Source organism: Lysinibacillus macroides (assembly GCF_001281525.1).
Classification (GTDB): Bacteria; Bacillota; Bacilli; order Bacillales_A; family Planococcaceae; genus Lysinibacillus; species Lysinibacillus macroides.
The window spans coordinates 1210884-1223982 of the sequence record NZ_LGCI01000005.1; the positions used below are offsets into that span (position 1 = coordinate 1210884).

At 39.6% G+C, this 13099-nt stretch carries 14 protein-coding genes and 1 pseudogene; 12 read left to right on the forward strand and 3 right to left on the reverse strand.

Going from position 1 to position 13099, the window contains the following annotated elements:
• Positions 1-173: 173 nt before the first annotated feature.
• Positions 174-596 (forward strand): pyridoxamine 5'-phosphate oxidase family protein, encoded by a 423-nt coding sequence (locus ADM90_RS08740; RefSeq protein ID WP_053994591.1) that lies wholly within the window; start codon positions 174-176, stop codon positions 594-596.
• Positions 597-637: 41 nt separating this feature from the next.
• Here the strand turns inward: ADM90_RS08740 and ADM90_RS08745 are convergent, their stop codons facing one another.
• Positions 638-1189, reverse strand: a complete 552-nt coding sequence (locus tag ADM90_RS08745) for a flavodoxin family protein (protein ID WP_053994592.1) — start codon at positions 1187-1189, stop codon at positions 638-640.
• Positions 1190-1284: 95 nt separating this feature from the next.
• Here ADM90_RS08745 and ADM90_RS08750 point away from each other — a divergent pair.
• Positions 1285-2147 (forward strand): annotated as a pseudogene (locus ADM90_RS08750) (LysR family transcriptional regulator).
• 57 nt (positions 2148-2204) lie between these two features.
• Here the strand turns inward: ADM90_RS08750 and ADM90_RS08755 are convergent.
• Complete coding sequence (locus ADM90_RS08755) at positions 2205-3230, reverse strand: S-layer homology domain-containing protein (RefSeq protein WP_053994593.1); 1026 nt, start codon at positions 3228-3230, stop codon at positions 2205-2207.
• A 704-nt stretch (positions 3231-3934) separates the two neighbouring features.
• Between ADM90_RS08755 and ADM90_RS08760 the strand changes: the two genes are divergently transcribed.
• From ADM90_RS08760 to ADM90_RS08790, 7 genes are all read left to right on the forward strand, one after another.
• Entirely contained in the window at positions 3935-4846 is a 912-nt protein-coding gene (locus ADM90_RS08760; protein ID WP_053994594.1) for a metal ABC transporter solute-binding protein, Zn/Mn family, read from the forward strand.
• A gap of 9 nt (positions 4847-4855) precedes the next feature.
• On the forward strand, positions 4856-5584 hold the full coding sequence (locus ADM90_RS08765; protein WP_053994595.1) for a metal ABC transporter ATP-binding protein: 729 nt from the start codon (positions 4856-4858) through the stop codon (positions 5582-5584).
• A gap of 11 nt (positions 5585-5595) precedes the next feature.
• Complete coding sequence (locus tag ADM90_RS08770) at positions 5596-6468, forward strand: metal ABC transporter permease (protein WP_053994596.1); 873 nt, start codon at positions 5596-5598, stop codon at positions 6466-6468.
• A complete protein-coding gene (locus ADM90_RS08775) occupies positions 6465-7334 on the forward strand; it encodes a metal ABC transporter permease (protein WP_053994597.1) in 870 nt (289 codons plus the stop codon). The genes ADM90_RS08770 and ADM90_RS08775 overlap by 4 nt, the downstream gene beginning before the upstream one ends.
• 216 nt (positions 7335-7550) lie before the next feature.
• Positions 7551-8210 carry an ArsR/SmtB family transcription factor gene (locus ADM90_RS08780; protein ID WP_053994598.1) on the forward strand — a complete coding sequence of 220 codons (660 nt, stop codon included), beginning with the start codon at positions 7551-7553 and terminating at the stop codon, positions 8208-8210.
• A 35-nt stretch (positions 8211-8245) separates the two neighbouring features.
• Positions 8246-9514, forward strand: a complete 1269-nt coding sequence (locus tag ADM90_RS08785) for an MFS transporter (RefSeq protein WP_053994599.1) — start codon at positions 8246-8248, stop codon at positions 9512-9514.
• A 139-nt stretch (positions 9515-9653) separates the two neighbouring features.
• Entirely contained in the window at positions 9654-10520 is an 867-nt protein-coding gene (locus ADM90_RS08790; RefSeq protein WP_053994600.1) for a DMT family transporter, read from the forward strand.
• A 27-nt stretch (positions 10521-10547) separates the two neighbouring features.
• Here the strand turns inward: ADM90_RS08790 and ADM90_RS08795 are convergent, their stop codons facing one another.
• Positions 10548-11234, reverse strand: coding sequence for an ArsR/SmtB family transcription factor (locus ADM90_RS08795; protein WP_053994601.1), 687 nt, complete (start codon positions 11232-11234; stop codon positions 10548-10550).
• Positions 11235-11316: 82 nt separating this feature from the next.
• Between ADM90_RS08795 and ADM90_RS08800 the strand changes: the two genes are divergently transcribed.
• From ADM90_RS08800 to ADM90_RS08810, 3 genes are all read left to right on the forward strand, one after another.
• Positions 11317-11625, forward strand: a complete 309-nt coding sequence (locus ADM90_RS08800; protein WP_053994602.1) for an antibiotic biosynthesis monooxygenase family protein — start codon at positions 11317-11319, stop codon at positions 11623-11625.
• Between the two features lie 153 nt (positions 11626-11778).
• Positions 11779-12393: a PA2928 family protein gene (locus tag ADM90_RS25030; protein ID WP_235473387.1), complete on the forward strand. Its 615-nt coding sequence runs from the start codon at positions 11779-11781 to the stop codon at positions 12391-12393.
• A gap of 401 nt (positions 12394-12794) precedes the next feature.
• The gene (locus ADM90_RS08810; protein ID WP_053994603.1) at positions 12795-13085 is read left to right on the forward strand and encodes a hypothetical protein; all 291 of its coding nucleotides are present in this window, start codon (positions 12795-12797) and stop codon (positions 13083-13085) included.
• Positions 13086-13099 lie beyond the last annotated feature (14 nt).

Here is a 13099-nt window from a genome sequence, read left to right on the forward strand (position 1 = left end):
CGATTTACTGACTAAAGATTCACTTTATACGAAAATTCTTGTTGTCCAATAACGTATTATAGCAGGACATTCCTTATCTGCCCGAAAATTGTCATTTCACATTTTTCAAAAAAAACGGTTGAGCTTTGAGAGAGGAGGGTACACTAAACATGTAGAGGAAAGGATGGGATGAAATGACTTCTGTACGCGAGGAAATTTTAGCAATTTTAAATCGAGAAAAAATAGGGACAATGGCAACCGTGGAAAATGGCAAACCGCATTCTCGTTATATGACATTTCAGCATAAAGATTTTGTTTTATATACCGTTACTAATCAGCATTCTGAGAAAATGGCAGAGCTTCGTAAAAATCCATATGTCCATATTTTATATGGCTATGACAATGGAGGCTTTGGCGATACGTATGTGGAAATAGAGGGCAAGCTAACAGAAGTAGAGGAAGAAGGTTTAAAAAATAAAGTAGCTGAATTTTTCACAAGTCTATTGATTGGCAATCAAGACGACATGGTAACCTTAAAAATTGAACCCCTTCGTATGCGCCTGATGAATAAAAAAGGGGAGCCACCGAAAGAGTTAACCTTTTCACATGAAGCGTAACAAAAACGACCTAAGAGGCTTTAGGTCGTTTTCTAATAAATTTATAGCGTACGAGCTTTTAATTGTTTATTTAGAATAGCTGCCTGTGCAAGTGCTTGCTTATCATTGGCAATATCCCCAGGCTTATTACCTTCCCCGATAATATAAAACGTAAACGGCATTTTAATAAAATCAAAGATATATTGGAATTGCTGAATCATTGGTAAAGCTTTGACGGTAGGATTATCGCCACCAACAGCAAGGACAATGGCTTCCGTTGCTGTGAGCTTTTCCTTCAACTGTGGAAAACGTTCATCGCGAATGGCTTGGCTAAAGCGGTCTACCATATTTTTCATGATACCGGACATGCTATACCAATAGATCGGTGTAGCGAACACAACTAGATCACTTGTAAGCAGCGCCTCAATTACTTGGTCATAATCATCCTCCACCAATTGAAAGCCATGGGCATCATGACGTAAATCGTTAATAGGCTCAATGTGTAAATCCTTTAAGTATAATTTTTTATAGGTAATGCCTTCTAGTACAACATCTGTTAAGTGCTCACTATTGCTGTGCGCTCTGGAGCTGCCAATAAATGCAGTAATGTTCATATGGATTCGCCTCTTTCTTTTAAGTTACCTCTAGTGTAAAATGTATTTTATTATCGATAAAGCTGAATGTTGCGAAAAAATGGAATAGAGGAGTAATGGATAATAAGCAGCTCCAAACCTTTTTAATCGCAGTCAAAACACTAAGCTTTACACAACAGCCCAGCGTCTGGACTATGCTCAATCAAGCATAACGGCTCAAATCAAAGCATTGGAGCAAGAGCTAGGTGTCCTGCTTTTTGAACGGCTTGGCAAACGCATTGTCCTAACAGAGGAGGGCAAGCATCTACAGCAGTATGCTCAAAAAATGGTAGAGCTAGAGCAGACAATGAAAAAGGCCATGCGTAATGAGCAGGAGCAAACGGTATTAAAGGTAGGCGCACAGGAAAGCCAATGTGTCTATCGTTTACCTAGTATTTTACAGCAATTTCAGCAAGCCTATCCACAAGTAAAAATTATTTTTAAGCCTGTACATACGACTGAAATTGCCAAAGAATTATTGCCAACAGGCGCATTAGATATTGCTTTTATTACAGATACCTACCAAGAAACTGTCATGCTACAACGAGAACATTTAACGGAAGAACAGCTTGTTTTTGTGTGTGCCTTCAATCATAAAAGACAGCCATTATCCATGGAAACATTCCTGTTAACGGAAGCAGGCTGCTCTTATCGAAATCAATTAGAAACATATTTACAGCAGGAAAAAGTTATACCACAACAAGTAATTGAATTTGCCAGTATGGAAGCAATTAAGCAATGTGTCATAGCAGGATTAGGCATTACCTATTTACCTAAAATGGTTGTAGAAAAGAAATTACACAACGGCGAATTGATCGAATGCCCATTTTCCTTTATGCTAGCGCCAATTTATACAGATATTGCTTGGCATAAAGATAAACATATGCAGCCAGTCCTTCAAGATTTTATTACAATCGCAAAGCAGGGGTATCGACCTTAAATTAAATGGACCGCATGACATCAAAGCTTTTTCACTTGATGTCATGCGGTTTTATAGTTATTGCTTTTTCAGTGTACCTGAATAATTTGTGCCTTCATTGCGCTCTGCACGACAGTCAATCTCTGTTACTTTGAGCGCATTATTGGATAAACGCTCAAACTCAATCACACAGCGATTACCATTCGCAGACGTATTCATTAACGCTTTATTGCTGCTTGTGATGGTAACAGTCCCCTGAACACTGCCTGAAGCCTTCCCATCATTTGCTGTTAAAGAAATGCTAAAACTTTTATTTGTGGCATTGGTGATAACGGCATCACGTCGGTTAAAATCATTCGCTCCCTTGCCCCATTTATAATAATACGTGTAGATTCCCTCCCAAGCGCTTGTACTAGGTGCTGAGACTTGCAGAGATGGATCAAGCTGGCTTTGTGCATTTTTGGCACGGGTGTTTAATGCTAGCTGATTGGCATTATCATGGCTAGCTTGTGCATCCTCCGAAATTTCATAAAAATTGCGCTCGTCCATACGATACAGCATTGTAACCACCTCGGCGCGGGTAATATTATTTGCTACACCGTAGAATTTTTGTAAATTTCGATCCTCATACTTCGGGTTTTGCCCTGATGAAATATAATAATCAAGTAAAAATTGAATAGATTGATTTAAGTCTTTTTTCCCGCTGGCTAAATGGGCAATCGCCTGTGCCACAACGCCACGTTTAACAGTAGCCGCACGAATACGATTATCAAAATAACCATTTAATGGAACGCTATAGCTAGCGAGTTGATCATAATAGTCATCAGACCAATTGGCAGCAGGTGTCTGCTTGTCTAACTCCTCAATCGGTGACTCCAGCTCATAAAAATTAGCGAGCAGCTTTGCCAATTGCTGTTCTGTAATCGTTGCATTTGGCTTAAACGTCCCATCTGTAAAACCATTCACAATATCATATTCCTCTGCCCACAAAATCGCCTCATACGCATAATGCTCCTCTGAGACATCCTTAAAGCCAGCAGCCTGTACATTGCTCACACTGCCTGCAAGCAGCATAAAAAATAAGATACCTACGAGTTTTTTCATATCGTCAGCCTCATCCTTTCTTACATGTTCTATGTAATAGTTTGCAGGAAATGGATAGAAACTGCAAATGTCTTTTGGCGAAGGCGGGGGAGCATAGCAAAGAGTTGTAAGGAATCCGAGCAAAGGTGGATAGAAAGGGAAGAGCGAAGGATAGCCCGAGCCAAGTAATGGATAGAGCGCAGCGGTAGAACAAAAAATGTAGGAAGTCTGAGCAAGGACGGATAGCTCGAGAAAATTGACAGATAGAGGCTTAGAAGAGACGGATAAACACAGTGCCACTTCAGACTTTCAAGAATTTTAAGTAGAGGATGTAGGGACACTAAACTTACAGGATTTCCGCCTAGAAAAAAATTTTAAAAAAGAAATTTTTATAAAAGGGTTGAATTATTTTAACTTATAGCATATATTTTTCCTAAGGGAAACAAAATATCTGTGAAGAAAGAAGAGTGAGTGTATGAAAGAGACAGATGATTTCAAGCTGACAATTCTTCCAATGGTGATTTTTCTAATGCTCGCGATACTATGGGTGCTTACAGATTCTATAGGAGCAGGAATACTATTTATTCTTTTCTGGATAAGCTGGCGGCAGTTTATTCGGAAAAATAAAATATAAGCCATTGTAGAAAATGCTAGCGGGCATCCTGAAAGTTGTCCGCTATCCATTTTCAAGCAATCGCTAAAAATAAGAAAGAAGAGGTAAAGGAATGAAACAATTATTAGGTGTAGTGGTCGTATCACTCTCGCTGTTGTTCGGCTGTTCATCGACAACAGAGGGGGAGAAGGAAGGCATTGTTGTGGCAACAACAGGACAAATTGCAGATGTCATTCAAGAAATTAGTGGCGATCATTTACAGGTATCTGCATTAATGGGATCAGGTGTAGATCCACATCTATACAAGGCAACACAAAGTGATTTATCCAAATTAGAAAAAGCAGAGGTTATTTTTTATAATGGCTTACATTTAGAAGGACAAATGCTCGATATTTTTGAGCAAATGGCCAAGGATAAAACGGTGGTAGCTGTTGGTGAAACAGTAGATGAAAAACAGTTACTCGCTAGTGATGATGATGCCATACTGCATGATCCACATATTTGGTTTGATATTGATATTTGGAAAGAAGTAACAAAGACGATTAGTGAGCAATTACAAGAAGAATATCCAGAATTTAAAGAGGATTTCCAAAAGAATGAAGAAAAGTATGTAAAGGAATTGAATGAATTACAAGCATATGCAAAAGAGCGTGTCAATGAAATTCCACAGCAGCAACGTATTTTAGTAACGGCTCATGATGCCTTTAACTATTTTGGTAGAAGTCAAGGCTTTGAGGTACGTGGCTTACAAGGGCTTAGCACAGAATCAGAGTATGGTGTGAAAGATGTGCAGGAAATGGTAGATTTCTTAGTGGCTAATAAGATTAAGGCGATTTTTGTTGAGTCAAGTGTGTCTGATAAAGCGATGCAGGCTGTTATTGAAGGTGCAAAGGAAAAAGGACACGATATTGTTATCGGTGGAGAGCTGTTCTCGGATGCAATGGGCGCAGAGGGCACGGAAGAAGGCACATATATTGGGATGTATCAGCATAATATCAACACAATTGTTGATGCACTAAAGTAGGTGAATAAGATGTATGCATTAGCAGTGGAAAATTTATCAGTGGCATATGATAAGAAAACCGTATTAGAAAATGCTTGTGTAACAGTACCACAAGGGCATTTGGCTGCCATTATTGGGCCAAATGGTGCAGGCAAGTCAACCTTTTTAAAGGCGATTTTAAATCAGCTTCCTAATAAAGTAGGGAAAGTTGAAATTTTAGGGAAGGCATTTGAGCCAAAAAGCTTAGTCGTTGGCTATGTTCCTCAGCGCAATGCCGTTGATTGGGGCTTTCCTACAAATGCACTCGATATTGTCCTCATGGGGCGTTATGGTCATATGGGTTTATTGAAAAGACCATCCAAGCAGGATAAATTAATTGCTCAGCAGGCTTTAGCAAGTGTAGGGATGCAGGATTTTGCAGAGCGTTCTATTGGGCAGCTGTCAGGAGGGCAGCAACAGCGTGTCTTTTTGGCAAGAGCCCTTGCCCAAAATGCTGATATTTACTTTTTAGATGAGCCATTTGCAGGAGTGGATGCGGCAACAGAAAAAACCATTATTGATATTTTAAAAGCGTTAAAGGTACAGGGAAAAAGTATTTTTGTGGTGCACCATGATCTGCAAACCGTCAAAGAATACTTTGATTATACAATTTTATTAAATAAAACAATTTTAGCATCAGGCGCAACAGAAGATGTTTTTACACCAGAGCAATTACAGAAGACCTATGGTGGCAAACTTTTTATGATGCAGCATGTGTAGGGAGGGTCACGATGTTAAGTGGTAACTTATTATGGGTACTAAGCGGAACAATGTTACTTGGCATTGCGGCTGGCATCACAGGTACTTTTTCCTTCTTACAAAAGCAAAGTCTAGTGGGTGATGCTGCGGCACATGCAGCATTACCGGGCATTGCGCTGGCGTTCCTGCTAACAGGACAAAAGGAACTACCGATTTTAATGCTTGGAGCGGGCATTACATCTGCCCTATCCGTTTATTGTATACAATGGATTGTATCGTTTTCCAAATTAAAAGCAGACGCAGCCATTGGATTGGTGCTGACGGTATTTTTTGGAGTTGGTATTGTTTTTTTAACGGTTGTCAATCGTAGTCCGCTTGGCAATCAAAGCGGGCTTAATAGCTTTATTTTTGGCAAAGCAGCAACTATGACAAAGGCAGATTTACTGTGGCTGTTTATGAGTGCCATCATTATTATTGTGGTAAGTCTTCTATTCTATAAAGAATGGAAACTGCTTATTTTTGACCCTGTTTATGCAAAAGGAATTGGTTTGCCGATTGAGATGCTAAAGGCAACCTTAACCGTGCTAATTGTGATGACGATTGTTACGGGTATTCAAGCTGTAGGTGTCATTTTAATGTCTGCCCTATTAATTATCCCTACGGCTAGTGCGAGGCTATGGACCAATAAATTAAGCTCAATGCTAATCCTTAGTGCCGCTATTGGTGGTATTGCTGGTATAGCAGGTACCTTTATTAGCGCAATCAGAACAGGCTTATCGACAGGGCCAATTATTGTATTGGTGGCAGCTGGGATATTTTTTATTTCTTATTTTATTAGTCCTACAGGCCAAATTCGTCAATATTATCGAAAAAGACAGTTTCGAAAGCAAGGTGATGTAGGATGATTGAATTTTGGGTAATTGTTACAGGGCTGCTAGTGGGCATTACCTGTGGGATTGCAGGTGTCTTTTTAATACTGCGGAAAATGGCCATGATTGCGGATGCCATTAGCCATACGGTATTATTTGGCATTGTAATGGCCTATATCCTTACACAAACACTGAATGGCTTTTGGATGCTTGTTGGGGCAGCACTCGCAGGTATTTTAACGGCTTATCTTGTGCAATTATTACATTCCTCTGGGATTCAGGAGGATGCTGCGATTGGGGTAGTCTTTACATCGTTATTTGCTGCGGGTGTTCTGCTTATTACACTATTTGCGGGGAACGTGCATTTAGATGTTGAGCATGTTTTAATGGGAGAAATTGCTTTTGTGCCGTGGAATCAATGGTCACTGCTTGGTATCACCATGCCGAAAGCTGTCTGGATGCTATTATTCGTGCTAATAATTAATGTAACATTCCTTGTCTTGTTCTTTAAGGAAATGAAGCTGGCAACCTTTGATCCTGTGTATGCCGCATCGATTGGTCTGCCGATTGTCTTTCTTCATTATGCCTTTATGACATCGATTTCCTTTACAACCGTTGCTGCATTTGATAGTGTAGGCGCTATTTTAGTCGTTGCCATGTTAATTGGTCCAGCTGCAACGTCCTATTTAATTAGTAAAACAATTAAGCAAATGTTTATTTATAGCATGTTGTTTGGAGCGCTAGCGGCTGTAATTGGCTATTATTTAGCAAAGCTCTGGGATACATCGATTGCAGGGATGATGGCAGCAGCTGTAGGTATGCTATTTATGATTGTCTTAATCGGTCAAAAACTAATTGAGCGTAAAAGAAAGGCACATATGCATAAACTAGAAATAACTTAATGAGCAGCCTCGTTGGATATGTTTATCGAACGGGGCTTTTTCTTGGCAATTTCAAAGTAATGCTCTATGTAAAAATAGTATTTTCGTTAAAAAATGCTAGAAACAGGAGTGGCTTATTTTGATGAAATAGATTTAGTGGTTGACAATGGAAAAATAAAGCATTAATATTCAACTATTCAAGTAATTTATTGAATAATTGAAGGGTGGCTAGCTATATTGAGTGAGCGTAATTTAAAGGATTTATTGTATCAAGAATTCGCTAGAATAGGAAAGAGCTTATCAAGCCCTAAACGATTAGAAATTCTCGATATTCTTTCTCAAGGGCCAAAATCTGTTGACGCATTAGCCAAACATACAGATATGTCAGTGGCGAATGTGTCCCAGCATTTGCAAACACTTTTACATGCGAGGTTAGTAACGTTTACGAAGGAGGGGAATTTTGTTATTTATGAATTAGCAGATGACATCATTGCTGATTTTTTAACAACATTCCACGCTCTAGCTGAAAAGCAATTGCTACAAGTGCAGCAAATCAAGGAAGCCTTTTTAAATCAGCAGCTTGGAATAGAGGGTGTACCACTTTCAGAACTGATGCTTCGTATGGAGCAAGGTGAGGTTTTATTAATTGATGTTCGACCGAAAGAGGAATTTGAGAAAGCGCATATCCCAGGAGCGCTGTCGATTCCTATTGAAGAGCTTGAGGAACAACTAGCTTCTTTACCAACGAACATTGATATTGTGGCTTATTGTAGAGGGCCTTATTGCTTAATGTCAGCACAGGCTGTAGAAATGTTGAAGGCACAAGGCATTAATGCTTTTCGATTAGAGGAAGGCATAAAAGATTGGGCGCAATGGCTAAAAACAAATAATAGCTAATAAAAATTATGACGATGATGGAAAGAAGGAGAAAAATGTTTAACAAAGCACAAGTTTCGGTAGAGACGTATATAGAGTCACCTGAAAAACTAAAAAGCTTATATAAACGTGTATTATTTGTTGTTAGCTTATCGCAAATTTTTGGTGGAGCAGGCCTTGCAGCGGGGGTTACAGTGGGTGCGCTGTTGGCTCAACAAATGCTGGGCACAGATGCCTATGCAGGTGTACCGTCTGCATTATTTACCTTAGGGTCAGCAGTAGCGGCTTTTGCTGTAGGGAAGCTGTCTCAGCGTTATGGACGTCGCTTGGGTTTATCAGGGGGCTTTATTGTTGGCGGGTTAGGGGCTGTTGGCGTTGTGATGGCAGCTGTATTAAATAATGTACCTTTATTATTTGCTGCTCTATTAATCTATGGTGCGGGTACGGCAACCAATTTACAGGCACGCTATGCTGGTACCGATTTAGCCAATAGCAAGCAGCGAGCAACAGCCATTAGTACAACCATGCTAATGACAACATTTGGCGCTGTTTTAGGCCCCAATCTTGTCGAGCTCATGGGGAAAGTGGCACTATCCGTTGGCATTCCAGCGCTGGCAGGGCCTTTTCTATTATCGGCTGCTGCTTTTATTCTAGCAGGTCTAGTGCTTTTTATAATGTTGCGCCCTGATCCTTTAGAAATTGCAAAGGCGATTGAAACCCATAAGCAAAAAAATCAAGAACATAAAGCCCAAACCTTACCTACATCCAGCAATAAAAGAGGTCTGGCTGTAGGGGCAACGGTTATGGTGTTAACGCAAATTGTGATGGTGGCGATTATGACTATGACACCTGTACATATGAAGCATCATGGGCATGGGCTAGCAGAGGTTGGTGTTGTAATAGGCTTCCATGTTGGCGCTATGTATTTGCCATCGCTTGTAACAGGTATTCTTGTCGATAAAATAGGGCGAACAGCGATGAGTATTGCTTCCGGTATTACATTATTATTGGCAGGTCTCTTAGCTGCATTTGCACCAAGTGATTCGATGGTTTTACTGATCGTAGCACTGTCCTTGCTGGGATTAGGCTGGAACTTTGGTTTAATTAGTGGCACGGCCCAAATCGTTGATGCGACAGAGCCCTCCACCCGTGCAAAAACACAGGGAAAAATGGATGTCTTTGTTGCGCTGGCAGGTGCATCTGGTGGTGCACTCTCAGGGATGGTAGTGGCAAATTCAAGCTATGCAGCATTGTCCTTGGCAGGAGGGCTGCTATCCTTACTATTGATTCCTGTGGTGATTTGGTCGAGAAGGGCAACTTCATAACAGTCAAAAATCTTACCCTTGTTGTTTTGGGTAAGATTTTTAAGTGGAATAGTATAGATGTAATCCATACTTCGATAAGCATTGAACTACTTTCTGTTTATAATTAGTATAATTATTAAATTAGGATAGGAGATTTTCTATGAAAAACTATCAATTTATTGCTTTATTAGTTGTAACGACCTTTTTAATGGGTTCATCGTTTGCTATCGTTAAATTAGGATTACCATATTCCTCGCCTTTGTTACTAGCAGCACTTCGCTTTATACTGGCAGGAATAATGATGGCTGTTGTTGTTAGGCTGTTCAAAAGACCCCATCCCACCTCAAAGAGAGAATGGAGCAAGCTATTGATGATTGGGGCCTTTCAAACGGCTGGTGTCATGGGATGTATTTTTTTAAGTCTACGGACCATTACAGCAAGTGAGTCTTCAATTTTAACATTTACAAATCCATTACTGGTTGTAATATTTGCCACGATCTTTACCAAAGCACGTTACCAACTCTATCAATGGATAGGCGTTTTGTTTGGCTTAATAGGCGTCATTATTACAATGGGCGCCCAGGTTGAATTGAAAATCGGACTTCTATTTGGATTTTTATCAGCTGTTTTTTGGGCCATTGCAACACTCTTAGCTAAAAAATGGGGGATATTATTTGATACTTGGGTTTTATCAGCCTATCAAATGCTATTTGGCGGGCTACTCCTTTTATTAGGAAGCTTCTTATTAGAGCAACCGTTCTTTGTCATAAATCAGCAGTCATTATTTATTTTGTTTTGGCTGACTATCTTTTCCTCCATTGTTCAATTTGCAGGTTGGTACTATCTTCTGCAAAATAGCGATCCAGGTAAAACAAGTGCGTATTTATTTTTAGCGCCTTTTTTCGGTGTTTTAACAGGCTGGCTGTTATTAGATGAACCATTAAAGCCATCGTTAGCGATCGGTGGGTTATTTATTATCATTGGCATTTATTTAGTGAATCGTACCTTTAGTAAAAAAAGAGACTAGCAGGCGATCTTCAAGTTCCTTTCTATTTTAGCAGTCTAAATGAAATATTTCTTTAAAGCCGACCTTCCCTTTCTCTGTTACTTTAATGGCGCGAATGGATGGAACACGAGTTAGCCAGTCAAGCTCGAGGAGTCGGTTTAATAGTTCACTACCTAGTGCACCAGCTAAATGATAACGCCGCTCACTCCAATCTAAACAGGTGTGACAAAAGGAGCGCCGTTGTCTTTTTAAAGCAGCTATATCAATGCCGAATGAGGTAAAAAATAAAGTGCCCTCATTGGTCAGTATAAATTGTTTTTCTTCCAGCTTTATATAGCCTGCTGCCACCAATGATTCCGTCAATTGAACGCCTAGCTTACCAGCCAGATGATCATAGCAAGTTCTAGCAGCCTGCAATAATTTGATTTGACTCGATTGCTTTAAAGAACGAACTTCAGGTGGAGGGGAGATGGCTAGGAAAGCTTCAAGAAATTGAGCAATGTCGTCACTCGCTAATTGAAAATAACGGTGTCGGCCTTGCTTTTCAACTTTTATTAGTTTACCTTCTACTAATTTAGCAAGATGAAAGCTAGCTGTTTGCGGTTTGATGGCCGCCATATAGGCAAGTTCACTAGCTGTATGAAAGCGACCATCCATCATACTAGCAAGTATTGTTGCTCTCGATGTCTCGCCAAGCAGTGCAGCTATTTCAGCCATATTTGGATTAATTCCCATGTGTCACAATCCTTTCAGTTTTCTATAGTTGATTTTAGGGAAAGTAATGATCGTTTACAATAAAAATAAGGAGGAGAATGACATGGAAACATATTATGCAGTGATTTTTACATCACAAAGAACAGAGCAGGACGAGGAGGGCTATGACAAAATGGCTGAAAGAATAGATGCCTTAGCACAGCAGCAGCCTGGTTTTCTGCGTGCTGAAAGTGTAAGAAATGAGGAAGGAAAGGGTATTACGGTATCTTATTGGACATCATTAGAGGCTATTCAAGCATGGAAGGAACATGCAAAGCATTTAATAGCGCAACAATTGGGTAAAGATAAATGGTATACGGCATACAATGTGGAAATTTGCCAAATGCTTAAAGCGTATTCTTTTAGAAAATAGTAGCTAATAGAGCTTGAGCTTGGATTATACTTATTTTAGTAGGAGGTGGAGAAATGGAGCCATTTCTTCAACGATACATATATTCCCGGCGTTTTAATGGTTGGTTTTTCCACGATATGGTGTTGGGGAATGTACTAGGCATAGGAATGTTACTTGTATTGTTTCTTACTTATAAAGCGTAGCCGTGTTGTAACAGCTATCATTCTATTAATTGCTTTTTTTAGTGCCAGCAATTTTGCCATGTTTATTTTTGGGTTAGCAGGACGAGGCTTTCCCATTCAGAATGAAGAGCAGGACATTGCTGTTCAAATGGTGCGAGGACTTGAAAATAATGGTGTATCCCATGGGATTACTCAGATAATTTCGCATTACTTAATGATTGTAGTTAATTTGCAAACAGGTGAGAAGCAGTGGGTAAAATCTGCCTGCCATAAAGAAAAGCTTATTGGTCACTTTATGGATGGTTTGCTTGTTCATCATCGTGATGGTGAGTTTGGACAATTGTCGCTCTTAGATATTGAAACAGGAAAAGAGCTACTTTCTGAAAAAGAATTTCGACAACAACACAAGGCACTCATTGATATTTTAAGCAATGGTCCACACGATATCGTTGCCTTGCCAAACAATTTATATGTAGAGGGTGTTGATGGCAAGTTTTATCGCTATGATGGTAAACATTTAAGTGAAGACCCACAGGCGAAAGAATATTTAGCAACACGTTTCTTCCTTGAAACAACCTTGCCTCACTATTTTGCTGCCCACCAGTAGCCTTTAAGGGTACTGAAGAAATTTGTGCGTTTAGTAGTAGGGTATTAGAGGAGCTAGCTCTAAAAGCCTATCAAAATTTAGATTCAAAAGTAATTGATGTAGATATACAGGCACAAACAGCGCTTATTTCTTACCGACAAACAAAGCGTGAAAGTGCAGATCATCTACTCGTGCTGTATGATATGAACAAGCACCAATTGGCTGGGAAATCAATATAGGTAGGGTGAATTCATATCAGAAGCAGCCTAGTGTTCATACATTAGATAATAATTATATTATTCAAACGGGAGATCATTTGCTAATAGTAGATAAAGACACAAAAAAAATTCATGCAACCTATCATTTACGCTGGAATCGACCTATTTCGTAAATAGCACTACATACAGAAGGGGTGAAACATCATGAATGAACAAGTAGCAGCTTGGATTATACGCTTTCAAAGGGACAAGGATAGAGAGGCACTGGCCAATTTAAAAGCATATTGCTCTAGCATGATTGAGCCCTTAATCGAGGAATTTACGGACAAATATGGTGAGGAGGCTGGTGCATTATTACGTTTAAAATGGAATAAACGATTTTATTTTATTTTTACCAAATACCAGCTACATGTTGGACTACCATTAGAAACCTTTGTCCAAAACACCTACCGTTTTTATTTTATGCAAGTATTGAAAAAGGCAGGCTATTCATAAGAAAAATCCGCGTA

Excerpts from the sequence above, each read along its gene's own strand:
- ADM90_RS08740 (WP_053994591.1), top strand. The coding sequence starts at position 174 with ATGACTTCTGTACGCGAGGAAATTTTAGCAATTTTAAATCGAGAAAAA.
- ADM90_RS08745 (WP_053994592.1), bottom strand. The coding sequence starts at position 1,189 with ATGAACATTACTGCATTTATTGGCAGCTCCAGAGCGCACAGCAATAGT.
- ADM90_RS08755 (WP_053994593.1), bottom strand. The coding sequence starts at position 3,230 with ATGAAAAAACTCGTAGGTATCTTATTTTTTATGCTGCTTGCAGGCAGT.
- ADM90_RS08760 (WP_053994594.1), top strand. The coding sequence starts at position 3,935 with ATGAAACAATTATTAGGTGTAGTGGTCGTATCACTCTCGCTGTTGTTC.
- ADM90_RS08765 (WP_053994595.1), top strand. The coding sequence starts at position 4,856 with ATGTATGCATTAGCAGTGGAAAATTTATCAGTGGCATATGATAAGAAA.
- ADM90_RS08770 (WP_053994596.1), top strand. The coding sequence starts at position 5,596 with ATGTTAAGTGGTAACTTATTATGGGTACTAAGCGGAACAATGTTACTT.
- ADM90_RS08775 (WP_053994597.1), top strand. The coding sequence starts at position 6,465 with ATGATTGAATTTTGGGTAATTGTTACAGGGCTGCTAGTGGGCATTACC.
- ADM90_RS08785 (WP_053994599.1), top strand. The coding sequence starts at position 8,246 with ATGTTTAACAAAGCACAAGTTTCGGTAGAGACGTATATAGAGTCACCT.
- ADM90_RS08790 (WP_053994600.1), top strand. The coding sequence starts at position 9,654 with ATGAAAAACTATCAATTTATTGCTTTATTAGTTGTAACGACCTTTTTA.
- ADM90_RS08795 (WP_053994601.1), bottom strand. The coding sequence starts at position 11,234 with ATGGGAATTAATCCAAATATGGCTGAAATAGCTGCACTGCTTGGCGAG.
- ADM90_RS08800 (WP_053994602.1), top strand. The coding sequence starts at position 11,317 with ATGGAAACATATTATGCAGTGATTTTTACATCACAAAGAACAGAGCAG.
- ADM90_RS08810 (WP_053994603.1), top strand. The coding sequence starts at position 12,795 with ATGAATGAACAAGTAGCAGCTTGGATTATACGCTTTCAAAGGGACAAG.